General features: G+C 66.0%; 8 protein-coding genes. 4 read left to right on the top strand and 4 right to left on the bottom strand.

The genetic code is table 11. The annotated features are described in order from the left end of the window. Window position 1: 1 nt before the first annotated feature. A complete protein-coding gene (locus KY498_RS06250) occupies window positions 2-6,346 on the bottom strand; it encodes a DEAD/DEAH box helicase (protein WP_191008234.1) in 6,345 nt (2,114 codons plus the stop codon). A gap of 19 nt (window positions 6,347-6,365) precedes the next feature. Further along, window positions 6,366-7,214 carry a tyrosine-type recombinase/integrase gene (locus tag KY498_RS06245; protein WP_191008235.1) on the bottom strand — a complete coding sequence of 283 codons (849 nt, stop codon included), beginning with the start codon at window positions 7,212-7,214 and terminating at the stop codon, window positions 6,366-6,368. Window positions 7,215-7,428: 214 nt separating this feature from the next. On the opposite strand from KY498_RS06245, the gene KY498_RS06240 reads away from it, so the two are divergent. Continuing rightward, entirely contained in the window at window positions 7,429-8,730 is a 1,302-nt protein-coding gene (locus KY498_RS06240) for a hypothetical protein (RefSeq protein WP_219879557.1), read from the top strand. On the opposite strand, the gene KY498_RS06235 is transcribed toward KY498_RS06240, so the two are convergent. Both KY498_RS06235 and KY498_RS06230 read right to left on the bottom strand, forming a co-directional pair. Next, entirely contained in the window at window positions 8,712-13,310 is a 4,599-nt protein-coding gene (locus tag KY498_RS06235; protein ID WP_219879556.1) for a DNA methyltransferase, read from the bottom strand. The two genes, KY498_RS06240 and KY498_RS06235, sit on opposite strands and share 19 nt — an antisense overlap. Window positions 13,311-13,312: 2 nt before the next feature. Beyond that, entirely contained in the window at window positions 13,313-16,150 is a 2,838-nt protein-coding gene (locus KY498_RS06230) for a helicase-related protein (RefSeq protein WP_191008237.1), read from the bottom strand. Between the two features lie 272 nt (window positions 16,151-16,422). Between KY498_RS06230 and KY498_RS06225 the strand changes: the two genes are divergently transcribed. From KY498_RS06225 to drmB, 3 genes are read left to right on the top strand one after another with little or no spacing between them, the layout of a single operon-like run. Continuing rightward, entirely contained in the window at window positions 16,423-21,084 is a 4,662-nt protein-coding gene (locus tag KY498_RS06225) for a DEAD/DEAH box helicase (RefSeq protein ID WP_191008238.1), read from the top strand. After that, window positions 21,081-24,323 carry a helicase-related protein gene (locus tag KY498_RS06220; protein ID WP_191008239.1) on the top strand — a complete coding sequence of 1,081 codons (3,243 nt, stop codon included), beginning with the start codon at window positions 21,081-21,083 and terminating at the stop codon, window positions 24,321-24,323. The genes KY498_RS06225 and KY498_RS06220 overlap by 4 nt, the downstream gene beginning before the upstream one ends. Continuing rightward, complete coding sequence (gene drmB / locus KY498_RS06215) at window positions 24,316-26,106, top strand: DUF1998 domain-containing protein (protein WP_191008240.1); 1,791 nt, start codon at window positions 24,316-24,318, stop codon at window positions 26,104-26,106. Before KY498_RS06220 ends, drmB begins: the two co-directional genes overlap by 8 nt. Window positions 26,107-26,275: the final 169 nt, after the last annotated feature.

Here is a 26,275-nt window from a genome sequence, read left to right as displayed (position 1 = left end):
GTCAGTGTCCTCCGGTCAGTGCCGCGATCTGTGCGGCGAGGTCCTCGGAATGTGGGTCGATGAGCGTCCAGCCCTCAGCCTCCAGCGATTCGGGTTCACCGTCCTGCAGACCGAGAGCGATGGCGACGCGCGGAACAGTCCACCCGAAGGAGATCGGGATGCCGCCGACCTCGACGCCCATTTCGGGGAGCGGGACGGATGCCACAGCCAGGCGCTCGATCACACCTCGCTCGGCGGCGGTGGCGACCTCTGCGAGCGCCGCCCACTCTGCGGGGAGCTTGACGGCCGATGAAGAGGCGGACGACTCTGGAGTCGGGCTCGCGATGATCCTCGACAGCGTGGTGATCTCGACACCTGACATGTCGGTGCGCCATCCCACGATGTTCGACAAGTGCAGCCAGAGTCGCCACGCGCGATCGAACCCGTCTGCGGCGAGAGCTGCATCGCGGTCATCGAGGACGAGCGCGAACTCCGTCATGCCGCCCTGCTTCAGCCGAGTCGTCGACACCAGAGAGCCGTCCACGACGATCCAGTCCGGCGCTTGCACTCCCGCAGCCGGGAGCCCTTCCGTGAACACCCTCGCGGCGCGTTCGACGGCGGACTCCGCTCCGAACGGCGTCGTCACCGCACCCTGTCTCAGGATCATCGGCAACACCTGGCCGAGGGTGTCTCTCCGCTTGGCCTCGTCGACCGGCTTCTGCATCCATTGCATCAGCAGGGTGATCGGGTCGAGCGTGAGCTTCGCCAGCTGCGTTAGCGGCAGCTGCGCCTGGGCGGCGACCTTCTCCGCCCAGGCGCGCGTGAACCACGAGTGGTCGATCGTCTTCCCGTTCAGGTCAGCCCACGTCACCGCGATGACGCGGTAACCGAGTCCGCGTGCGGCATCCCGTTTGTTCGTGTCGTCGGCTAGACGGTTACACCCGACCACCGCGTGGAAGGCCTTTCCGTCGGTGTAGATCGCGATCGGCTCGGCACCGCCTCCGAACTGCTCGAGCACGAAGTCGGGCTGGGTCGGACCGAGGGGCACTTGGGGGCGCAACATCCAGATGCGGGAGTCTCCGGGGAACGAGACCTGGACCTTGTTGCCCCAGTCGCCGGGGATCTCCTTGACCCGCCCGCCGAGCGCCTGCGCGCGTTCGATGAAGGTCTTGCGGAAGAGCTGCTCGATCACCGACTCGCCGAGCGGTACTCCGGGGTCGTCGTCGGTCGCGTCGAACGCGGCCGACGGTGCGCCGGAGGACGACACGTCGAGCAGCGTGGCAAGCGCCTGCTCCGCGGAAGCGCGCGAGAGGTTCGCGTTGCCGGTCGCGAACGGCAACAAGCAGCGATGGCATGCGGTGCGCTGTTCGTCTTGGCAGGCGCACGATTTCAGCACCGTCCAGGCAGCCTTGAGGATGCCGTGGAGCCGCGCCGGGTCAGCTAGCTCGGCGAGGTACCCCGTGCCACCGGGCACCGTGTCATGGATCAGCAGCGCATGGGCTGTGCCGCCCTCGTCGCCAGCGAGGGGTTCCGTCACGGGAACGATCCGAAGGTGGTCGGGGTCGCCACCCATCGACTCCCGTAGCCCGAGAAGGACGGCCGCAGAGAGGCTGGGAACGACGACCCCGTCGCCGAGAGTGAGCGCGGGAGGCAGCCGGAGGAAGATCCCCTGCGTCACGAGGGTGCGCGTGAGGGCGAGCGTGACCGTCCTCTCGGCGGCCTGGTCGCGACGCGGACACCATGGCCGGTGGTCGCGGCGGTTGTTACCACCCGCCTGCGAGTCGAGCTGACCGCACGAGTCGCAGACGCGGAACAGAGGGCCGGTGACTTCAGATCCGGCGAGGTATCGGCTGGGGCCGGATCCCGAGCGTTTGCCGACGTTGATCCACCGGATCGTGAGGTCGCGCGAGTAGGTGACACCGAAACCGGAGCCCTTGTCGTACCAGCGTCGCACGACCCCGGCCGGGTCGAGGTCGGCGGTGACCTTCACGGTGAACGCCGTACGGCGGCGGTCGTCGCTCCGGTCGCCTATCACGGCCTCGTCACGCCGGGCGAGCGCAGAGACCGTCTTCAGCTCCGCGACCGGCATACGCTGCGCCGCGTCTCCGATGCCTCTCGAAAGGCAGCGCGGACATTCGCCGAGCGGGCCGTCGGCGGTGCGGCGAGAGAATCCGCACTCGGGGCAGAACGTCCAGTCTTCGACCGCCTCACCGCCGGGTCCGAGGTCGACGGCGTCGACGGGTATCTCAAGCCCCTGCGCATAGAAGTACGAGCCGGGGGCCAGTTCGTGAATGGCCACGGCCGCGCCGCGCTCGTATGCATAGGTGTCGTCGTGCCACTCCGAGGTGTCGGGGTCGATCCACGACACTGCGGCGTCGAGTCGAACGGAGTCGTCGAGGAGCGTGTAGTTCGGCAGCAGGCCGAAACGCTCCAGCGCGCTGATCCAGTAGCCGTCGGCGAGGTCGGTCTGCTGTCTCCGCAGCATCTGATCCGCCGCCTTCGCAGCCCGGAATGCGTCTTTCGCATCGCTCTCGACCCCGAGTTCCGCGGCCTTCTGCAGGTCAGGAAGGGCCTTGCCGATCTCGGTGCGGCGGCGCGAAATGGCCTGCAGATCCACGTTCCAGTGGAGCACGGCGTCACGGACGGCTGCGGCGAGCCCCGACGTCCCGGGTTCCCCTGACGGCGTGGCCCAATCGCGCAGACGGTGGAGGGCAGCCGAACCGAGACTCGGGAATGTGCTCAGGAACGATTCGACCAGTTCAGCGGAGTTCTCGTCCGCGTAGGCAACGGCGTCTCCGAGGAAGGAGCCCGCCTCAGCCGTCTTCAGGACGTCCTGCGCCGTCTGCACCGTTTCGGCTTCCGCGGCCCGGCGATCGAGGATTGATGCGAAGTACTGTCGCCGAAGGATCTCCTGGGCGTCCACGAAGGTCGCTGGCGGCCGCACGGCGCCGTTGATCACCGACAGTGGCTCACCCATGCGCGGCAACTGGTCCCCGCGGCCGGTGACCGTCGCGACCGACAGAGCGTTCCCGGTGAGACGTCCGGCGCGACCGACGCGCTGCAGGTAGGAGGCGACGGTGCTGGGCAGCCCTGCGAGCATCACGGTGGACAGATCGCCGATATCGATGCCCATTTCGAGCGTCGGCGTGGCGACGAGCACGTTCGGTGCCGAGGGATCGTCGGACGACGCCTTGAACCCGTTCTCGTACTCGAGTCGCACCTTGGTGTCGAGCAGGCTCGTGTGTTCCCGGGCGACGACGCGTCGCATCGAACCCTCGTCGTAGAGCGTGCGGTAATAGTTTCCGTCGTCGATGTGGACAAGCGTCAGGCGACCCGAGCATCGTGCGGATACGCACGGCCCCCCATTGAGCTGGAGCACGGCGTCTGTGGTGCCGGTCACCGGGTTGCGGCACACGTCGCACGCGAGGCGAACGGGCTCCGCTCCGCGACCGTGGGAGCCGACGGGCTGCACCACGATCGCCGATGGCGGCAACATGTACACCGTTGCCGCGCCGCCCGATACGGGGTGCGAGCGCAGCAGCCCGGTCCGCTCGAGCTCGACCAGAAGCGCGGAGGTGAGTCGCACTCCGCCTGTCGGAGTCGAGCCGAGTACCTTCCTCGCCCAGATCGCGTACCAACTCTGAGCGGATGACACGACATCGAGATGAGTGCGCCTCGCGTCGTCGCTGGTCGGGGCGTGCGGGCCGACGCGCGGGTAGCCCGGCGCGTCGCGGCCGGGAGGGAACGCCGGCATCCCGACTCCGCGTGGGCGTCCGCCCCAGATCGGCCAGCGTTTGCCGTCTTCCTCGATGTAGCGGGTGAACCACTCGTGCCCGATCGCTCCGCGGTCACGCATCCGCTCGAGCACCCCACGCACCCAGCGCACCACGACCTCGTCGGAGCTGGACCCGGGATTCAGGCCGTCGATCACACCGTCGGCGGGCGTCTCGTCGAGCACCTTTCGGCCCGCGGCGCGCATCGAGGCCTCGGTCGCGGAGACGGATGCCGCGAGACTGCCGGTCAGCTCGAGCGTGCGGCCGACGCGCGACTGCAAGCCGAACTCCATCGCGAGGTCGAACTGCAGCCGACGCTTGACACGCGTGAGCGCGGCCGCCGGCACGCTGCGGAGTGTCGGCGCCTTCCAGAACTGGATGAATTCGTCGCGCTCGACCAGGTCGGGCGGCAACAGGCGGTACCGCGCGTCGGGATCGTCTCCGGCATCCTGCACCAACAGGTTGGCGATCTCGTCGAGCGGAGTCGAATCGTCGGCCACCGCGTGACGAATGGCGTTGCGCAACGCGAACACGTGCGCACGGCTCTGCACGAAGCCGGCGCGATGCGCCGCGTCCTGCACACTGTCGGTGAAGACGAGCGCCTTCTTCTCGGCGCGGTCGAGGTCGGCGTCACCGAACAGCGTCGTCACGACGACCGAGAGCATGGTCGCCATCGCGCTGCCGAGGAATCGGATGCCGTCACGGTTGCCGCATGCCGGGCACATGTCATCGCGTGAGTCGTCGTCGACGTCGCCGGTGGTCAGCGCCAGCACAGGAAGCGCGGTGCTCTCTTCGCCGTCCGAAGGCGGCGCTGTGAGAAGTGCGCGACGATCGTGGTCGAACCACGCGAGGCCAGGCACCGGCCCGCCGGTGAGCGAGGCATCGGCTTCGACGGGGGCATGAAGGAGTGCGCGGAAGCGACTCTTCGTATCGCGGGCAGCGTGATCGCGGCGGATGTCGTCGTCGGTCGCCGAGAGTTCGTTGCCGACCGGTGCGAGATGGACGCCCCAGCCGCTGCGGCCGCAATGCCGGCAGTAGACCGCAGGAAACCAGCTGGTCTCGATACGGTCGTCGAGTCCCGGTGCGACGGGGCCGTCGTCGGCCCAGTGGAACCGCGCCACGGGTGTCGCGGCGCGGTCGATGCGTGTCAATTCGCGGATCCACAGGTGCAGGTCGATCGACAGCGCGCCTCGACCGACTCGGGCGCGCACATGGCTCAGCGCTGCAAGCACACGCGTGATGAAGATGCGTCGCGAGGCGCTGCGTTCCTCGAAGGACTCGGTGATGCCGAGTCCGGCGGGGAGCAACTCGTCGGCGAGTGCGTCCACGTCAATCGCGGACTCTGCGCGCTGCGCGATCGCCTGCACGAGTGGATGGGACGCCACGGAAGCCAGGAGATCAGCGTCGGAGGCGTTCGACCAGCCGACCGCCGAACCTTCTTCGAAGAGCGTGGTCAACACCCGATCGGCAAGGACCCGCGATGCGATCTCTTCGCCCTCAGTGTGGAGCGCGACGACCTGTGCCACCAGTGAGTTGTCGAGCGCGTGCGGGCGGCCACCGAGCGGGGATCCGCCTTCGCGTGCGCCGATGACCCACTGATGCATCGACTGACGGGTTTCGCGCACGACACTGTCTGCGGGGAACGGGATGCCGAACACCGTCTCGGCGAACTCGAGCATCCGACCCGGGTCGCCGTCGTCACCGAGTGTCGCGCTCGTCGCGACCGGGGTTACGTCGCCGAGCGGCCCTGTCCCGGTAGGTTCCGGCGATTCGGCAGGACGCAGCCGTCGCAGGGTGAGCCCGAGGCGGCGGAGGAGCATGGCGACGTCGGTGCCTTGGGCGCCGTCGTAGGTGTGGAACTCGTCGAGTACGAGGTACTGCAAGCTCGTCGCCGCGGCCGCGAGCAGCTGCTGGTCAGCGCTGCGCAGCAGCAGCTGATCCAGCATCTTATAGTTGGTGAGCAGGATGTCAGGCGGCTCCGACCGGATCGTGTTCCGGTCGTTGATCAGACCCTCGGCGGTGACCCGCGTGCGGCTCCGCCCCGCCGTCTCACCCGTATAGATCGCGGCGCGGACACCCTTGAGCGCGTCGTGCCTGCGGATCAGCTCGGCCAGGCGACGCGACTGGTCGTTCGCGAGGGCGTTCATCGGGTAGAGGATGAGCGCCTTGAGTCCGGTCTCGCCGGCGGCCTTCGCGCGGATGACGTGATCGAGGATCGGGTAGAGGAACGCCTCCGTCTTGCCCGACCCGGTACCGGTCAAAACGAGGGTCGGCAACGGGGCGGCCTTGATCGATCCGTCGGGCTGCTCGCCGAGGTTCGCCGAACTCAGGCGCCGGAACGCCTCGGCCTGGTGGCCGTACGGCGTGTGTCCCTCGTACCAGCCGAGCGCGTCACGCCACCCATCGTCGGCCGCGCGGAAGGGTATCCGTGCGCGGACGTACGGGCCACGGAAGATTCCCCCCTCAGCATGGCCGAGGAAGTCACGAAGGGCTCGCTGTGCCTCTTCGTCCGAGAGCGCGAATGTCGTCGTGAGGTAGTCGACCAAGCTCAATTGGATCTGCGCCGCCTGGCGCGAAGGGAGAAGCTCGGACACACAGTGAATCTATCGGAGCTTACGGCGCGCTCGGCTTCGCCCACATGCGAGATCGGTCGGCAATCGCGTCGCGCATGCGAACACTGTCGACTGCGACGTAGCGCTCCGTCGTCGCCAGAGATGCGTGACCGAGGACGGTCTGCACGAGGCGGATGTCGTGGGTCGCTTCGTGTAGCTCTGTGGCGCATAGGTGGCGGAGCTGATGCATTGTCGTGCCCTCCGGTAGCGCACGGGAGACCAACGTGCCCACCCAGTGCGGCGACAGATGACCCCCACGTTGATTCGGGAACAGGAAACCCGAAGGCACGTTGCGGATGACTGCTGCCAGATCGTCGGGGATCGGAAGCACTCTGTTGCGGGACCCCTTGCCGTGGACGATGAGCGACCATCCGCCTGACGCGCGAACCAGGTCGTTCGCCGGTTCCACCCGAGAGACTTCGGCTCGCCGCATCCCGAGGTCGTTCGCGAGCCGGATCATCAGCGCCACGCGAGCGTCGGCCGCAAGGAGAGCTGACATCACTGCCTCAGCCGCCGCGGGACGTGGTCGCGGTTGCGCCGCGGCGATCGGCGGCAGCGAATCCGCGACGTTCTCTTCTGTTCGGCCGGTCTCGACGCCCCAGCGCCAAAACCTCCGGAGAGACGAGCGGACGGCGCGAGCAGTCTCCCTCGACCATTCGTGGCGGCCTGTCCATTCGAGGAGGTCGTCGATTCGAAGATCCCACGGATCCCGCGAAGCCTGTGCGCGGCCGAGTCGATTGATGTGAAAGGTGCGGAGAGCGATGGTCTCCGGGGACAGACGCATCGACGTCATTGCGACACGCCAGTCCTTGATTTCCCGTGCCCAGTGGGCGGTAAGTGCGTCAGACATGTCGCCACTGTGCACCTTCGCGGACGCCGTACCCACGGGTTCAGTCGCTCTCATCCACCCGGAGACCCACTTCACGGACGAGAAGGCAGGGGCCCTCCGTCATGAGACATACCGACGGCTCCGCCGCCATTGGCAGTTCATCAATGAACTGAGTCTGTTCGAGATTCATCATCTCGTGAGTTATGGGGTGCATGTATACAGCGCTCCCACCAGCGTGAGGTTCCTGCAGGCGACGTCGTTGTATCACCCGTCGACGGTCGAGCGGTCACTGGACCACGATGGTTCAGGCGTCGAGCCCGGGCTGAAGGACGACGAGGGCAACTGGGATCTGCGACCCCACGCATCTCGCATCCAACACGTCGACGAGGACACGCTCCGCACCTGGCACTCGATCCTCGAAACCGATCAGGTCCCGGTCGACCGGACCCGGATGGTCTACACCGTGAACACATCAACCGCCGCCGTTCTCGACAAGCTCGCCGACGCACCTCGGATCGGTGACCTAGGATTGCACTTTTCGGCAGGTTGGCACGAGACGAACGATCGATCCAAGGGGTACCTCGAGGTCGATTGGGGGACGCCTGAATCATGGGATCAAGTCATCCTCCAGGGCCCGCACCTTCACGTCGCCAATCCGGCATACAAGACGCCGAACCCCACGATGCTGCACAACCAGGACTGGACCCCCGTCGACCTCGAGGCGCTCCCGGCCGACTGGATCCCCGCAACGTCATACAAGCCGGCTGCGGACCGCGCCACCTACGACGCCGCCTACACCCACTGGGACGGCGACCCCGCCCGAAATCACTACCGAGTCGCCTGGCGAGCCATGGCCGCGAACACCGGCGAACGGACACTGATACCGGCGATCATCCCGCCGGGAAGCACGCACATCAACGGGGTGTTCTCAGTTGGTTCGGAGAGTGCGGCCGATGTTGCTCTCGCCGCCGGAGTGGCAAGCTCGCTTGTGGCCGACTTCGCGGTGCGCGCCGCGCCGAAGAGTGGCATCTACCAAGGGGTGTTCGAGCGTCTCCCCAGTGTCGGAAGCAACCGGCTCGCGGTCGAGATCGCACAACGGATCTTGCGCCTGACGTGCGTCGTCAGTCGATATGCGCCGCTGTGGGAAGCGATCGTCGGGACTCGTTGGACGCCCGACGCCGCCGCGACTCGGGCTGCGGCGAGACGCTCGATCGGTGTCGAGATCGATGTTCTGGTCGCGATGTCGCTCGGAATCACGGCTGACGAGCTGTGCACGATCTATCGGACTCAGTTCCCTGTTCTCTACGGATACGACAGGCGCGTGTACTTCTACGATGCCAACGGTCGGCTGGTGCCGAACTCTGTCCTGAACACGTGGCGTTCCAAGGGCGACGTGATCAGCGATGACGAGCGTCGAGCGACCCACCCGGGATCGGGTGTAGCTCACACGTATGAGCTCCCTTTCGCGACGATAGACCGCGAGGAACAAATCCGACAGGCGTTCGAGCGCTTCGCCGACTATGTGGTCTCCAAGTGAGAGAACGCCTCATAGGCCGCACGCATTTCGGCCTCGCGATCGAGAGCGCTAAACGGAAGTTCGTAGGTGTACTCGATACCGCTCGACGGATGAGAGGCTGTGAGCTCTCCAAGGTCAAATGATCCTTCGTTCAGCCCCTTGGCGCGCCATGTCGAGAGGACAGGTGTCGGAGGGAGGCGGCCATTGGAGTCGTAGATGTATGACCGGCGGTCATACCCGTAGAGAACAGGAAACTGGGTCCGGTAGAGCGCACAGAGCTCATCCGCTGTAACGCGAAGAGCGATAGCTACGAGTACATCAAGCTCCAGCTGAGCCAACCTTCGATCTCGCTGGAATCGCAATGGCACGTCGACTGTCCATGGAGTGCCCGTGCACGCCTCCCACCATTCGCCGTAGGCAGCAGTGATGCAGTTGAGGCGGAGCGTTCGCTCGATGATCGCGTCCTTGATCGCCTCACCTTCGGCAAGCGGAAGCCTGTCGATCGCGCTGCGCAGAATCTCACTCTTAGGCACAGCACGAACCGCAAAGTCGGCGAGCATCGATGAAAGGGATCCCGCCACGAGGGCAATCGTCCTTGGATTGCTGTCAGTCGCAGCCATAGAGAACAACCCGTTGACGTGGGCAGCTCGCCTTGGAAGGACCGCCGGTATCAGTGTCCGTTCGCCGGTGTTCGCCGCCATTCGACGCCAGGCGACTCGGTAGTGATTTCGGGCGGGGTCGCCGTCCCAGTGGGTGTAGGCGGCGTCGTAGGTGGCGCGGTCCGCAGCCGGCTTGTATGACGTTGCGGGGATCCAGTCGGCCGGGAGCGCCTCGAGGTCGACGGGGGTCCAGTCCTGGTTGTGCAGCATCGTGGGGTTCGGCGTCTTGTATGCCGGATTGGCGACGTGAAGGTGCGGGCCCTGGAGGATGACTTGATCCCATGATTCAGGCGTCCCCCAATCGACCTCGAGGTACCCCTTGGATCGATCGTTCGTCTCGTGCCAACCTGCCGAAAAGTGCAATCCTAGGTCACCGATCCGAGGTGCGTCGGCGAGCTTGTCGAGAACGGCGGCGGTTGATGTGTTCACGGTGTAGACCATCCGGGTCCGGTCGACCGGGACCTGATCGGTTTCGAGGATCGAGTGCCAGGTGCGGAGCGTGTCCTCGTCGACGTGTTGGATGCGAGATGCGTGGGGTCGCAGATCCCAGTTGCCCTCGTCGTCCTTCAGCCCGGGCTCGACGCCTGAACCATCGTGGTCCAGTGACCGCTCGACCGTCGACGGGTGATACAACGACGTCGCCTGAGCAAACGAAGCTTCGTGCGAAGCACCGTACACGTGAACGCCGAAGGACACATGGTGATCAATGTCGAAGAGCACCAACTCATTGATGAACTGCCAATGCCGACGCAGCCGCGCATACGTCTCGCGCCTTAGCAGCCCTGCCTTCTCATCGGTGAAGTGGGTCTCCGGGTGGATGAGAGCAACTGAACCCGTGGATCCAGCGTTTCGCCAAGTCTTCTCCATGAAGCAGCGATAGAGGTCGGGCTGCAGGCCGGCGAGGTGGGGGTAGTTGACCGGTGCGCCGACGAAGGCCGCCGTACACGCGACGTCAGACGTCCCATCGACCAGGAGCTCGCGCACTCCCGGGACCGCGAGTGTCTCGTCACGCTTTGACTTCACCTGAGACTGCGTCGGCTTCACCGCGAGCTGCCACCAGGGATCGCCTTCAGCCAGGAGGGCACTGACGTCGGAACGCGGGCGAACCCACGGTGGGTTGCCCACCTGCAGATCGAAACCGCCGCGAGCGAATACACCAGCGAAGTCGAGCTCCCAGTGGAAGAAGCCACCTGCCGCGCTAACCTCGCGCGCGACCCGCATCCAGGGGAACTTCGCCTCGACATCGTTGCTCGACGCGGCGCCGGCGTATCCAAGGTCGACAGCTTCGGCATCCGCGAGGTTCCCCCAGATCGTGGGCAGGCCGAGCGCCTGGGCACCCTCTCCGCCGCGGCGCGGCTTGGCTTCGCTGTGGCGCCCCAGCGTCGCCTCCAGACCCTCGATCCACTCGTCGAGTGTCGGCGGCTTGACACCACGGGTAACCGTGTCGGTGAGCGGCCAGAACCACAGCGCACACCAGGCATCCATCGCCCGACGCAGCCGCTGGTAGGCGCCGTCGGGGTCGCGCATGAACGCCTCGATGTCGGCCCGAGAGATCACCGCGCCCCCGTCATCCGACACAGTGCGGGGGTCGCTCCACAGCGCGATCTCGCGGCTGACTTGTCCCTCAGCGATCTCGAGCCGGCGGAGCGTAAACTGCCACAACGTCTCGACGCGATGCGCGAGAGCGGTCAGACGCTTGAGCTGAGCGTTCGCCGGCTTGCGTCGGATCGCATTGCGCCACGCCCGCAGGGCGGCGTGCGCCTCGGGTGCGAGCTCCTTCGCCTCCTTGGCATCTACGGCTGAGCCCCATCCGTCCGCTGGCAGGAGGAAGTGGTGCATCTTGCCCGAGGTCGCACTCCCCACCCGGCCCTCGTTCATGTCGTCGACGAGCGTCGAAACCGGCACGTCGGTGGGGGTGTCGTTGAGCCATGCCTTGTCGATGACTTGCTTCTCCGTGTACACCGCACGGCGCGCCCCGATGAGCGAGTTGCCGCAGCGCAAGCGCAGGCCGAACCATGGGGCCTTGAGCCCGTCGACCATCGTGTCGAGCCACAGCGAGATCTCGGCGAGCTCGACCGCCGTTGCGTTGAGGTCCACACCGTAGACCTGGTGCAGCGCAATCGCGGCCTTCGCCTTCTGCAACTCACGGGGACGCTCATCGGGATCGATGCGTTCGCCCGTCTCTTCTTCGCGACGGTCGAGGTACTGCTCTGCAAGCTGGCGCACGGCCTCGATCGCGAACGCACCCGACCCCAGCGCCGGCTCACACACCGACAGGCTGAGGATCTCCTCGGCTGTCGTACGGTGTCCGTCTTGATCGAGAAGCTCCTCGAGCGCCTGCGACACGACGAACTTCGTCAGCACTTCGGGCGAGTAGTACGACGCCGAGGTCTGTCGCTCACGGCCGGAGAGGCGGAACACGAACTCCCCGTCGCTGTAGCGGCGCGGCTCGCGGCGGCCGAGGTCGTCCGGCGGTCCGAGGACGAAGTCCTTCGTCGCGATGCCGTCGGCTCGCGAGACCGGGACCACCCAGGAGCCCTTCGCCCCGTCTCCCCCCGGTGCGACCTCGAGGAGGGGCTCCTTCGCGAAGAAGCCCGTGTACGACATGAGCCCCTCGTACACCGCACCCAGCTGGTTGATGCCGAGGTCGGCGTAAGAGATGAAGCCGCGGTCGCGGCCCTTCTTCACCTGGTTCTCGCGGGTGAGGAGAAGCAGCTGCAGCACCCGCTGGAGTGCGGCGTCGCCGAGCCCGACCTCGTCGATCAGCGACGTTGCCTGCTTCGCGAAAAGGTCGGCGTTGAGCGGGTTGAAAGTCAACCCTTCGCGCAGGGTCTCGTCAACTTCGTGCTGCGCGCCGGCGTCATGCCCGGCATCCACGAGTCGGAAAAGGGTCGCGAGCGACGAGTAGAGGTGCGTGCGGTGGCGTGACTCTTCGCCCAGTTCAACGAGAACGAGCTCGCGCAGACGGTCGAGGCCATATCCGAGCGCGTACTCGGGGGCGCCTACCGGCAGCACCTTCATCTCGGGTGACGCCTCGGCGTAGAGGAGGAAGAGGATGCGGTAGAGGTAGCGCAGCGACTGGCGCGCGAGCACGTTCGCATCGCTGTCGGGCAGTGGGTCGAGGCCTTCAGTCTTCCGGCGTCTGACGACCTCATTGGCGATGATCTCGATGGACTCCCGCACGCCTTCGCGCAGGTCCTTCGAGACGCCGACCGTGTGCTTCACCGAGTCGTCGAGCGTCTCGGCCCACCACGTGGTGCCGTCGACGTCGGGCAGCACGGTCTCGCTGCTGAGCGCCGCGAGGGCGCGGTCGAACTCTCCGGCCTTCTTGGTGTCGTTGCGGTCGAGGACAAGCTGAAGGTCAACGGCCAAGTAGCGCCCTTCCGCCCATCGGTCGCGCTCGGTGAGGAGCGCCCATGTGCCCGACAGCACGACGGCGAATGCCGGGGAGTCGTCGCCGCTGAAGAGATACGAGAGGCAGCGGGCGACCGACGTGACCGCCTCGGCGTCCTCAGGGATGAACGGTTCGACGAGGGTCGCCGCGTCCTTGGCGAGCAGATCGGACAGGTCACCCACCCGTCGTGCGCGCACGACCGCACCCGCGGGGGACTCCGGGGTGTCGGCGGGCATGACGATCGTCACCGGGCCGGCTACCGTGCGGTGCCAACGGGCGTCTCCGTAGCCGAGCGCGGCAACGAGTGGCGTGAGTACTGCGGAGTCGTACACCGCGGCATCCGTCGTCTCGCTCGCGAGTGCGCTGAGCAGGTCGCGTCGTACGGCGGCGAGGCGTGACGGCGGCGTCTGCTCGCCGTCCTTCGCGCGCTCGTCCCACGACTTGCGAAGCGCCGTGATCCGCGACTGGAACGACTGCTTCGTCGACTCGATGTTGAAGTAGTGCTCGCTGATCCAGTCCTCGCCGACGACGAAGGCATCCGAAGCCATTCTCAGTTCTCCTCGGGGACGATCACGAGCAAGGGGCGGGCGAGCCGCCGCGCCGGCAGCATCGTCCGTGCGATCTCGGCCTCTTCGCGGACGCGGCGCGTGCGCTCGCGTACATCGGCGCGCTGGACCAGGTCGCCGGAGGCATTCACCCATTCCCCCACACGATCGAACCACTCGCTCACCCGGCGACGGACGTCTTCCGCCGCGGCTTCAGACGTCAGGCGCAGGTGTTCCTCGGCGGCGTCGACGGCTGCGGGGATCAACCTCTGGAGCTCGTCGGCGTCGGCGACCGGCGAAGGGTTGCTGCGGTCATGGGTGACGCCGAGCTCGTCGAAAGCCTCCGAGGCGTCAGCGAAGGGCTGGACGGATGCGCCCGAGACAGCGACGAGATTCGTGGCGATGACCTGGCCGCGCTCGTTCGTCAGCGATCCCAGGACGAGCACGGTCGGGGCGAACACATCGCCACGGACGACGAACACCTCGTCGCGGCCGAGCCGCGCCAGGGTTCGGTCGCCCGCCCAATCGAGCACCGGATGCAGCGGGCCGAGGTAGTGCGCTTCGGGCCACAGACCCTTCTGGTTCGAACGGTCGTCGCGCGCTTCCTTGAGTGAGGCCTGCGCGAGCGTCGGCGTGATCGCGAGCTTCATGTCGTCGGCGACCCGGCGTTCCGCGAGGTACGACTGCGGAAGCGCCGAGAGGCGCTGGCGGAGATCGTCGGTGGGACTGAGCTCGACGAGTCCGTATCCGGTGTGCTCGCGCCAGTCGACGCCGCCAGCGGCCTGTGGTGCGGCCGGCGTTTCGAAGACCTCCTCGAGCGCGGCGGCGAGGTAGGCGGCATCGGAAGGGAACAGTCCCGTCGCGATGCGCTCCGACACGGTGACCTCGGGGGTGATCTCGACGTCATGGTCCGCCTCGTCGAGGATGAAGCTCAGCCACGGGTCGGTGTCGTCAGCGGCAACGGCGTCAGGTGTGGGGATGACGTCTTCGAGCGACTTGCCCTTCACCAACGCGTCTTCGACCGCCTTCTCTTCGGCGGCCACACTGTACGTGCCCATAAGTACCCCGGCATCGCCGAGTGCCCCGTGTGCCTCGTTCTCGCGCTTGACGAGCGCCGTGAGCACACGCACGTCGCCCGCGAACTTCTCGTGACTCGGACGGAGCAGAAGCGTCGTGATCTGCGGAGCGTGTCGCTGCCCGTAGCGGTCGATGCGACCGTTGCGCTGCTCGATGCGGATGAGGCTCCACGGGATGTCGAAGTGGATGAGCTCGTGGCACTGGGCGTGGAGGTTGACTCCCTCGGATGCGATGTCGCCGGTGACGAGGATGCGGATCGGGCTCGACGAGAGCTTGAACGACTCGACGACCTCCTGCTGCTCCACATCGGAGAGGCCACCGTGGAGGACCGCGATCTGTTCGGGCTTGAGGCCGAGTCGGCTTTGCAACTGTTCCTGGAGCCAGATGAGTGTGGGGACTCGCTCCGAGAAGACGACGGCGCGCATGTCGGACGTCTTCGAGACGCCGACGCCTTTCAGGTACCGGACGAGTTCACCGAGCTTCGCGGAGGGCGCATCGGCGCTCGCGCGAGCGAGCGTGAGGAGCCGGTCGAGGGCCTCGCGCTCGCCCTGTTGAGAGCCGTTGAGCTCATCGCCGAGCGTGCGTATGCGGTTGCGCACCGACTCGACGAGAGCCGGCGGGCTGGACAGGTACGCCTTCGCGAGTGTCCAGGGAAAGAGACCCTTGTTCTCGCCGGAGTAGGGATTCGTTCCCGAGGCCGGATAGAGCCAAACATTCGCAAGCTCATGCGCGACGGCATCCTCTTCCCGCGACGCGACGACCGGGAGGTGTTGGATCTCTTTTCGTTCGACCCAGTCGTCGCCCACCTCACGGGCGACCTCGGGAGAGTGGCGGTGGCGACGCACGACGAGGCGGTCGAGCGCAGCGCGATCGATGTCGCCGGCGGGCCCGACCGCCGTCGGTTCGAGCAGGCGGACGAGTTCGGCGAACGACTCCTTGCTGCCGTTGTGGGGAGTCGCCGACGCGAGGATCAACGCTTCGGTGTTCGGAGCGAGTACGCGGGCGAGCGCGTTGTTCTGGGTGCCTGAGCCGGTGAGGTTGTGCGACTCGTCGATGACGACGGCATCCCACCGATGCTTCCGCAGGTGGTTGAGATAGCGGTCCTGCTTGAGCGTGTCCATCGAGATGATCACGCGCTTGTAAAGGCTGAACGGGTTGCGCGTGGCCGGCAGCTTCTGTCGCACGCGCTGGATGCCGACCGAGTCGAGTCGGACGAACGGGAGAGCGAAACGCGTCCACATCTCGAACTGCATCTGCTCGAGCACGTGTTTCGGGGTGACGATGAGGATGCGTTCGCCCCTGCCGCGACGGACGAGCTCGGACAGGATCATCCCGATCTCGATCGTCTTGCCGAGTCCGACGGTGTCGGCGAGGAGGATGCGTGGCCGGAGGTTGTCGGCCGAGAGCGCCTTCCGGACGGCGGAGCGCTGGTAGCCGAGGGCATCCGTGAGCATCTGCGTCGAGACGGAGAGTCGTCCCTCCCCCAGCGGAATGGGGGTGCGGCGCAGGGTGGATTCGAGCCAGAGGCGTGAGCGTCGGTACTTGGGAGAGTCGTCGGCTCGGACCTTCGTTGCGCGAGGGTCATAGGGGACGATCTCGTCGAGGTGCTCGTAGAACGCAGCGCGGGTGTCGCGAACGAGTTCAGAGAGGCCGGTGACCTCAATGAGCAGGCCGTCCTGTGTGGGTGATGCGTTGGTGACGAGCCAGTCGGCGTCGCGAACGCGGACGAGGGAGCCGGGCGCGACGTTCACGGGAGTACTCGTCATCTTTGTCGTGTCCACTCAGACTGTCCCCTTGATCGCCGACCGGCGCACAGTCTCGCCATCGTACCCAGACATCGATCCAGGGGACTTCGTGCAGCTGCGTGATTTACCCCGCGGAGTTCGATGAGTCGATTCTCATCTTTCCCTATGCTCGGTGTCGACGGCGACCTGAGCCGTCTAGTCGGTGAATGTCGGAGGCAGTCCGTAACGTCAGCCGGCTGAGCTGAGGGGCTCGGCAGGACGGAAGTCCTCCCGCAGATTCAGGGAGAAGAGCAATGAGCTGGCCGGAGCTTATGGAGCCTGCGCTCCAGGAGTACATCGAGGAACGACAGGCGACCGCGCTGAGGACGTACGAGAACGATCCCGATCTGCTGATCGAACACGTACGACAGGAAGACAGCTTCCGCACAGGCGGCTACGGCACGCGACAGGTGAGCGAACTGCTGCAGAACGCGGTCGATGCGATCGGCGCTGCGGGCGGGACAGGAATGGTCGAACTCCGGCTCGCTGACGGTGCGCTCTACTGCGCCAACGAGGGGGTCGAATTCGCCCGCGACGGCGTGCGTGCCGTCACCTACGCGTTCCTCAGCACCAAGCGCGGCGACGAGATCGGACGGTTCGGTCTCGGTTTCAAGAGCGTCCTCGGAATCACGGACCACCCGCAGATCTTCAGCAGAAGCGTGAGCTTCGAGTTCAACGCACCGGACACCGCGGAGCTCTTCGCGGGGATCCCGAATGAGGGCGGTCGCCTACCTCTGCTCCGTATCCCAACGTTGACGGATCCGGTTCGGGCCGCGGCTGAGGATCCCAACCTCGCCGAGTTGTTCTCGTGGGCGACGACCGTTGTCAAGCTTCCGCTCACCCGCGAAGGTGACAGGCTGCGCGAGGAGCTCCTTGGTTTCGACGTAGAGGCGCTGCTCTTCTTCAAGCCGCTCGAGCGGCTGCGCATCACGGTGCAGGAAGCGCCCGGTGCAGCGCCTCAATCCCGCGACTACGCTCGCGAAGGTCACCCCGACGACGGCGAGGTCCATCTGATCGCCCCTGGCCAGGAGCGCGAGCGATGGCTTTACGCCGAACGCGACTACCGGCCGACGATCGACGTCGCGTCGACACTTCCGGCGACTGCTCTCCGGGAATCCATGACCGTGTCCTACGCGGTTCGACCCGAAGGTCGTGCCGCCGTCGGGCGCCTGTGGGCTTGGTTTCCGCTCAAGGACGAGACGACAGCCAGCGGGGTCTTCAATGCTCCGTGGCAAGTGAACGACGATCGCACATCACTTGTCCCCGGCTCGATGCTGAACCGCGCGATGCTGGGCGTCGCAGCCGACCTCTTCCTGGACGTCGTCGCGCGAGCCTCGACGTCGTCGGACACTGGGGCGCATCTCGATCTGTTCCCCGCACGTGGCCGCGAGGCGAGGAGCAACGCCGACAAGTTCCTCTCTGACGAGGTCCCTCGCCGGGCGGCCGTTCGGCCGATGATCCCGGACACCACAGGCCAACTCAAAGTGCCCGCCTACTTCCAGCGCGTGCCCGATCTGCAGAAGACGCCGATCCCCGCGGGCGCTGCGCGAGCCTGGCAGGAGCGTGCGCCCCGGACGACGATGCCGCATTGGCAGTGCTTCACGTCACCGACGCGGCGCCTGCGGCTGCGAACCTTGCTCGGTGGCTCTGATGATCAGCGCTCGTCCCACGAGACGACGGTTGCAGGCTGGTTGGAGGAACTCGCCCACAAACGTCGCCCAGAGGATGTCGAGGCGGCCATCTCGATCGCTGCGGCGGTCTCGCCTCTGTCCGCGGAGATGAAAGAAGCGGTAAGCCCGGCACCGATCGTTCCGCTGGAAGGTGGCGGATGGGCCCGAGTGGGATCCGCGGCGTCGGTGCTGCTGCCGCTGGACGGAGCCGCGGTTCCGGACGGAGTGAAGACCGTCGACAGAGAACTTGCGGCATTCGGCACGATCTCAGACGACCTGCGACGGCTCGGGTACCGCATGGTGTCGCCCGACGAGACTGCGACCGCCCTCGCGCACGAAGCGTCCACGCGCTGGTCGCCGCAAGAGTGGCAGCGATTCTGGACCGTACTCAGTGCGGCGACGCAGCACGTCGCGATCGCAGCCCTCGAAAGCATCCGCTCACGCGGTGTGGACCTGCTTCTACCGACCAAAGCAGGGACTTGGCGGCCGGCCCGTGAGATCATCGCGGACCCCACGTTCGCGCCTACGATCTTCGCGCGGCACATCGATTCTCAGCAGGTGCCCAGCGCGGCGCTCGTCCGTGCGGCGGGTGCGATCGAAGCACCCATGCGTGGATATCCGCTTGCCCGCGATGCGCTCCACCCGCAGTATGTGTCGGCGATCGAGGAGATGGCGTGCGCCTACCTCGCTCGGGCAGGCTACGAAGGAGTTCGGGTCGTCGTACCGGACACGGACGGCGTCGGACCCCTCGAACTGCTGCAAGAGGAGCTCAACGACACCGAGCGCGTCTTCTGGACTCGAGCGGTGATCCGAGCCATGCCCAGCCGCGACATCGTCCTCAAGGCCCCACTGGGTGGCGGCAAAGTTGCCGAGATCCCCGCGTCGTCCTTCGAGTGGTGGGCCGTGCGGAACCTTGGACGGGTCATCACGACCCGTGGAGCACGACCGATCACCGATGCGGTGTCTTCACGCCTCGCGCAATTCGGCGCGTACCTGCCGGTCGCCGCCGACAGTGAGCTGAGCTCCAGCGTCGGCCTGCCATCCGACCTCGCGTCCGTCCCCGATACGCAGCTTCGGGAGTTCCTCGGTCGCGACGGATACGACGTCAGCGCAACCGGCGTAGAGCCGTTCGTTCAACTGCTCAGACTGAGCGCGAGTCGTGCGTCGATCGAGGCTCCAGACCTGATACCGGCGATCGCGAAAGGCAATGTCACCCTCACGCCTCGCGTCGAGGCCGCTGTGACTGAGAAGCCTTCCGACACCGCGGGACTCGACGAGGCTGGTGTGGCGTATGTGCCCACGCATGGCGAGCTCGGGGACCTCGTCGCGAAGTGGGGACTCCTGCTTCCCGGCGACGCACTCCAGCAGTCTCTCGAAGTGACCGGGCTCGGAAATGCGACCCCGGTGCTCGATCTCTACCCGAGTCTGCAGGGGCGGGTCATCACGCGTCTCGGTAAGCAGCGTGTCGCCGCGGCCGATTCGATCTCTCGTGTGCTGCAGAGTATTCACGGCGTGACGAAACGCCGTCTTCTTTGGGCCATGCAAGATGGTGTCGTCGTCGTGGACGCATCCCTCGACCACGAAGGAGTACTTGAACAGGTCTCGCGTGCTCTGGACCTCGGGCTGTCGACCGACGACGTGCGCGGCGTCCTGCGAGACGACGAGGCGATGCGTCGCAGCGAGCTCATCGAGCGCGCGCAGGTCGCACGGAACAACGAAGAGCGGCTACTGATCTTGGTGGGCGCCGTCATCTTGCGCCAACGGTTGCCGAAGGGACTGCTACCCGCCGTGGAGTCCCGAACGGGAGAGCTGAACGATCGCGAGATCGCAGAGCTCTTCCTGCAGGTGCAGGGTCAAGATGCCGTAAGGGCGCTCCGCGATGATCTCGCGCGGGCAGGTGTGCAGGTACCCAAGCAGTGGGACGGTTCATTGAACGCCCAGAGCGCCGTCAAACGGCTGGGCTTCGACACCTCGTATGCGGGAAACCGGGAGGTGCGCAGAGCATCCGTCACGCAGGTGCAGGGACAGATCTTCCTCAACGAGCTGCACGACTACCAGCAGTCGTTGGCACACCAGATCAACGAGTTGGCGACCACGAGAGACCCGGCCAAGCAGCGAGGGCTCCTTTACCTCCCTACAGGGGCCGGAAAGACGCGAGTGACAGTGGAGGCAATCCTCCATCTGCTCAAGGACGGTGAGATCGAGGCACCAGTCCTTTGGATCGCGCAGAGCGAAGAGTTGTGTGAGCAGGCGATCACCTGCTTCGCCGAGGTGTGGCGCTGGATGGGTGATGAGCGCCCGCTCGACGTCAGTCGCTTCTGGTCAGGGCATGAACTCGACGAGTCAAACGAGGAGCTGCAGGTCGTCGTCGCCATCGACGACACGCTCGCCAACCGGCTCAACGAGCCGCAGTACGGCTGGCTCACACGGCCGGGGCTGGTCGTGATCGACGAGGCGCACACGGCCGGCACGAAGACCTACACCGAGATCCTTCGCTCTCTCGGGTTGACCGCCAGCCGGACCGAACGTCCGTTGCTCGGGCTAACCGCTACACCGTTCCGTGGGCGTAACGAAGAGCTCAACCGGCGCTTTGTGGAGCGCTTCGGCTCGAATCGTCTGGAGTCGTTGGATCCCGAGGATCCCATTGCTGAACTGCGGAAGCGGCAGGTTCTCTCCGAAGTCGACTACGACATCCTTTCGGGTGTGTCCGTCGCGGTCGCCGATCAGGACGCAGAGTTCCGCCGGATGAAGGAGGTCACCAAGAACATGCTGGCCCTCATCGGTCAGGACATGGGACGCACGCAGACCGTCGTCGACCACATCCAGGGCTTGCTGTCGAAGAACCCGGACTGGCCGGTGCTCGTCTTCGCGGCATCCGTCGCTTCCGCCCACACGATCGCCGCGCTCCTTCGTCTGCAAAACGTGCGCGCCGACTCTGTCGACGGCGGCGTGCGTAAGCATCAGCGTCGACGGGTCGTCGAGCGGTTCAAGACAGGCGAGTCTCAGGTGCTGGTCAACTGCGACCTACTCAACCAGGGTTTCGACGCGCCCAAGGTGCGGGCACTCTATATCGCTCGCCCCACATTCAGCCCGAACCGCTATCTGCAGATGGTCGGCCGCGGTTTGCGGGGACCGGCGAACGGCGGCACCGATCGCTGCCTTGTCGTCAACGTCGCGGACACCTTCGAGCAATTCGGTGAACAACTGGCCTACAACGAATTCGACTACCTCTGGAGCAAGAAATGACCGACATCATCGAGGCGCCGCCGATCTCCGATCCTCGAGAGGGACGGGCTGCCGTCACCGCCGAGCTTCGCAGGCGGTGGCTCGGACCTCTCGGCGGGGACGAAGAGTTGCTCGAGAGAAGCCCCGTGTACGCCTACCTCGTCGGTACGCTGTATCCGGTCGAGCGTGGGGTCCCACCTGCTCCGGTTGCGGAGGAGGTAGAGGTCGAGGGTGCAGACGAGACATCGCTCGCTGAGCCGGAGATCGACGCCGCCGAAGACGATGCCGACGCGGGTACCGGGGATGCCGACGAAGAGGACACCGGGATCAACATCACCGGCGCCTTCGGATGGGCCCCGCAGTCCCTGGGCGTGTCCTTCGTCCACGCGAGCGACGTCATCGCCGTGGACATCGCCGCGGGCGCCTACGTGAAAGTCGAATTCTCCGACGAGGATGGCGCCCCGGCAGATGAGCATGGGGATGAGAAGACACAGAAGCGCGAGGGATGGAAGCGTCGCCCGCTCGCGGAGCGCCAGATGATCACGGTGACAGGGTCGGGATCCGTTGCGGTGCTCGACGAGCGCGCCAAGCTGTCCTGGCGGTCCCGCACTCACAACGGAAGGCGGCTCACCACGGTGTCGCTGTCGAACGCCGAGGAAGTCCCGCCGGGAGAGGCGAAGAAGCACGCAGACCTCTGTCTGTTCCAGGTTTCGATCGAGTGCACGGACGACGGCGGGCTTCTCCCCTATCCGCAGGGGGACGTTTACGCGACGGACGAAGACCGTGAGCTCGCGTTTCGCTACCGCGACAAGCCGGCCTTCGCCATCGGCCACGGCGCAGCTGTCGAGTGGTCGCCGGACGACGCGCCTTTTGCCGTCAAGACGACCGTGCTGCCGGAGGTGGAGGTCGCGGCGATTCGCGCGAAAGTCGGATCGGGTGACATCTACTCGATGCGATGGCTGTCCGACGATGGCATCGCCGGTGTCGACTTCGCGGCCGCGCTGACTCAGGTTGTCACTGACTATCGGGCTTGGATCGACGGTCAGCGGGCGGTCGCGGCTGCCGAGACGGGTCGCTTCCAGAACGTGGCGGCAGACATCGTCGCCCGCCAGGAGCGCGCAGCATCCCGCATCGCGGAGGGCATCGGGCTCCTCGCTCGCGACCCTCAGGTGCTCACATCGTTCAGGATGGCCAACCGGGCGATGCGGTGGCAGATGCTCCGGCAGCGAGACCTCGTCCACATGAACGTGCGCTACGGCGCGGCTCTGGACGCCGATCGGGCTGACGACGAGCCTCAGTGGCGGCCCTTCCAGCTCGCCTTCATCCTGAGCGCGCTGACATCCACGGTCAACGACGAACATGAAGATCGCGAACTGGTCGATCTCATTTGGTTCCCGACCGGCGGAGGCAAAACCGAGGCGTACCTCGGCTTGGCGGCCGTCGAGATGATCCGTCGACGGGTCGTCGACGGATTCAGGGGCGGCGGGCTCGCCGTCCTCACCCGGTACACCATGCGTCTGCTCACCGCGCAACAGTTCCAGCGCGCCGCGACGCTCATTTGCGCACTCGAGCTGATGCGCTCCGACGACGGGCGGCTCGACGACGCTCCGGCATTCTCGATCGGGATGTGGCTCGGTAACTCGACCACACCCGGGACGTACAAGGCGGCCGAGAAACAAATGCGCCAAGTGCGCTCGCAGGCTCGGCCGGAGAACCCCTTCCAACTGCTCCAGTGCCCGTGGTGCAGAACGTCGATCATGCCTACGCGATCCACGTCGAACGATAGGGCGTACGGTGTGCGTGCGTCGGCGCACGGGTTCGAGTTCTTCTGTCCGAACGAGGACTGTCCCTTCAACGACGAGCTTCCCGTACAAGTGGTGGATGAGGGGCTTTACGACAACCCGCCGACCATGCTCGTAGCCACGGTGGACAAGCTCGCGCGCCTCGCGTGGATCTCTCAGGGCTCCAAGCTGTTCGGGGTCAACTGCGTCTCAGCTCCGCCGTCGCTGGTCATCCAGGATGAGTTGCACCTACTCTCGGGACCGCTCGGCACTATCGTCGGGATCTATGAGGCAGCGATCGGCGGATTGCTCCGTTGGAACGGGACCGCGCCAAAGGTCGTCGCGTCCACCGCGACGACCCGCGCCTCGGTCGAACAGGTGCGAGGGCTGATGGCGAAGGAGGTCGAGTCGTTCCCGCCCGCCGGCGTGGATGCCGATGACAACTACTTCTCGGAACCCGACCCTGAAGCGGCGGGACGCCGATACATCGGAATAATGCCGCAGGCCCACACCCCCTCGTGGGCCGTGGGTCAGCTGTCTGCCGAGATCCTCAATGCGCCGCGGGCGGTGAACCTCTCGGGCACAGCAGAAGACGCCTACTGGACCCTTGTTGTCTATCACAACAGTCTTCGCGAGCTGGGGCGCACGGTCACGATCCTCCGTGACGACGTCGCGTCCAACCTGATACGCCGCGAGAAGGCGGAGGGGTCTGCCCGCGAGCTCGGATCCGACGGCGTGCACGAGCTGAACGGCAACGTCGATTCCGCTGAGCTGATCGCTCTCTTGCAGCGACTCGAGAAGGGGCCTGACGACTCGCAGGTCATCGACGCGCTCGCGACCACCAACATCATGTCGGTAGGCATCGACGTGAGCCGCCTCGGCGTGATGCTCGTCAACGGACACACCAAGACCGCATCCGAGTACATACAGGCGACATCACGCGTCGGCCGTGGCAAGACGCCAGGCCTGGTCGTGACGATGTTCCGATCCGGCAAGCCTCGGGACCGTTCTGTCTTCGAGTCGTTCGGCGCCTACCACCGTGCGTTCTATCGATTCGTCGAGCCTTCCAGCGTCACTCCATGGTCCCTTCAGGCACGCAAGCGCGCCATCCGTGCAGCTCTGGTGATCCTCGTGCGTCACGGTGTCGGGCTCTCGGACAACGGCGATGCCGCGCTGTTCGACCCCGACTCGGCGTCCGTGAAGAAGGCTGTAGACCTGTTGAAGAAGCACGTGGAGTTCGCTGACGAGGACGAGGCGCCCGCGGTGGGCGACGAGATCGACGATGCCGTGCTCGAGTGGGTCGACGCGCGGAACCGCGTTCAGCAGGAGGGGAAGAAGCTCGTCTACTCCTCACGCGATCACGATGAGCGGCTGATGCGACAGTTCACCGATCCGGGAAGGGGTTGGCCGGTGATGAACTCGATGAGAAACGTGGATGAGGTGGTTCGCGTGCGGGCGAATGGAGAACGTCGTGGCTGAAGCGCAGGTGAAGACGGTCCGCGCGTCGGAGACGGTGTCGCCATACGGACCGGGCGCGATTGTGGACATCCTCGGCCAGTCGTTCATGGTTCCGACCGGTGACAAGTGGCCGCCGACCAAACTCCGTCGGCCGGTGCGATCCGACCGTCTTGCCGAGGCGCTGGGGGTGGACGACCTCTGGGCGGCACCGACAACCCACACGCCGGAAGACCAGAAGACCCCGGGGCTCGAGTTCGAGCGCTTCCCCGCTTGGCTGTTCTGCCAGGGATGCCGTCGCATGGTGAAGTGGACTCGGTCGCTCGAGACTGGTGGTGTTCCTCACTGCCAGGAGGTCGCCTGCGACGGCAGGCTCGTGCCGATGCGATTCGTCGCGGTCTGCACCTCGAACAGCCACATTGCGGACGTGCCCTGGGTCGAGTGGATGCACCGCACCGCGGAAGGCGACTGCAAAGCAGGCGACAAGCTCAAATTCGAGTCAGCGGAAGGACGTGCGGAGGGTCTCAGCAGCCTTCAGGTCCGATGCGAACGATGTGGTCACCGACGCACGCTCGGAGATTTGCGCCGGGATGTGCTCTCGGTCGAGGGCTTCACGTGTCGGGGCAATCAGCCGTGGGAGCGCGACTGGGGTGCTTGCGGGAAGCCGATCGACCCCCAGCAGCGTGGCGCCACCAGCCTGCATTTCTCCGACACGGTGAGCGCCATTGACATCCCTGCAGTGGAGAGCCGATCCGAGCAAGACCTCGAGGCGATGCGCCGTCACGTGTTCTTCACCGCACTCCGCGCCGCAACCGACCCGGCTCAGCGAGCCATGCTCGCCGGCCAGATCTCGCTAGACACGGGAATCGCTGTGGCAGACGTGATCGCGGCTGCGCAACCACCAGCGGTGCCCGGCGACGTCGACGTCCGCGCCACGAGAAGCGGGCTCCAAGCCGACGAGTACGAGGCGTTCGTCGCCGCGATCGCAGGAACCGTGCCGGTCGAGAGCTTCCACACTCGTCCGACGCGGCTTGCGCATGACAGGGGCGATGCGAGTGACGGACTTGCTGGACTGATCACGGACATCGTGCTGGTGGATCGACTTCGCGATGTGCGAGCCGTGCTGGGGTTCCGCCGGTACACCCCGGATGCTGAGCTGAAGCCTGCCGTGCCGTTCTCTGCGCACGAACGCAAGTGGTTACCGGCGGTTGAAGGTTATGGAGAGGGTGTGTTCCTCCGCTTCGACCCGCAGGCGGTGGCGGCTTGGGCGGCACAAGACGAGGTGCAGCGACGCGGCGACACCCTGCTCGCGCATCAGAATGCGTCCATTCTCGGCAATCGCTTGCACATCGTGTCGCCCGAGTATGTGCTCCTCCACACCTTCGCGCATCTGTTGATGCGAGAGCTGGCGTTCGGAAGCGGCTACACCGCGGCCTCCATCCGCGAACGCGTCTACTGTGAGGCGGACGGCGACTACGGCGTCTTCATCTACACGACGTCGTCCGATGTCGAAGGAACCCTCGGCGGCCTCGTCCGCCAGGGGGACCCCCGGTACCTTTCGCCCGCGATCGTCCGCGCACTCGAGCAGGCAGCCTGGTGTCCGAACGACCCGGTGTGCATCGAGTCCGAACCTCAGAGCATCGACGGCCTGAACCTCGCGGCATGCCACGCCTGTTGCCTCGCGCCGGAGACAGCCTGCGAGTCACAGAACCTGCTGCTCGACCGTGCGTTCATCGTCGGCAGCGAGTCGGTACACGGATACTTCGAGCACGTGCTCGCGGCGATCCTCGGACAGCGGAGCGGCTGACGCCACCGCTGGCTCCACGATGAACAGACGGTTCGCGGAGGCTGTCGTGAATATTGAAGACGCTGTCGTCGTAACCCTCGTCCCGATGAAGGGGAGTCGAGCATGGAGGTGATGCTCTGAATGCTCGTCAACCGCACAGAATCGCCTCCGCGACCGCGTCCCGATCTTC

This window comes from Microbacterium sp. PAMC21962, from assembly GCF_019443465.1.
GTDB lineage: Bacteria > Actinomycetota > Actinomycetes > Actinomycetales > Microbacteriaceae > Microbacterium > Microbacterium hominis.
Note: the sequence above shows the minus strand (reverse complement) of the source record. Positions and strands in the feature narration are given on the sequence as shown.

Bases quoted from the DNA above. Each gene is read 5' to 3' on its own strand.
- KY498_RS06225 (WP_191008238.1), top strand. From the start codon at position 16,423: ATGAGCTGGCCGGAGCTTATGGAGCCTGCGCTCCAGGAGTACATCGAG.
- KY498_RS06245 (WP_191008235.1), bottom strand. From the start codon at position 7,214: ATGTCTGACGCACTTACCGCCCACTGGGCACGGGAAATCAAGGACTGG.
- KY498_RS06235 (WP_219879556.1), bottom strand. From the start codon at position 13,310: ATGGCTTCGGATGCCTTCGTCGTCGGCGAGGACTGGATCAGCGAGCAC.
- KY498_RS06220 (WP_191008239.1), top strand. From the start codon at position 21,081: ATGACCGACATCATCGAGGCGCCGCCGATCTCCGATCCTCGAGAGGGA.
- KY498_RS06230 (WP_191008237.1), bottom strand. From the start codon at position 16,150: ATGACGAGTACTCCCGTGAACGTCGCGCCCGGCTCCCTCGTCCGCGTT.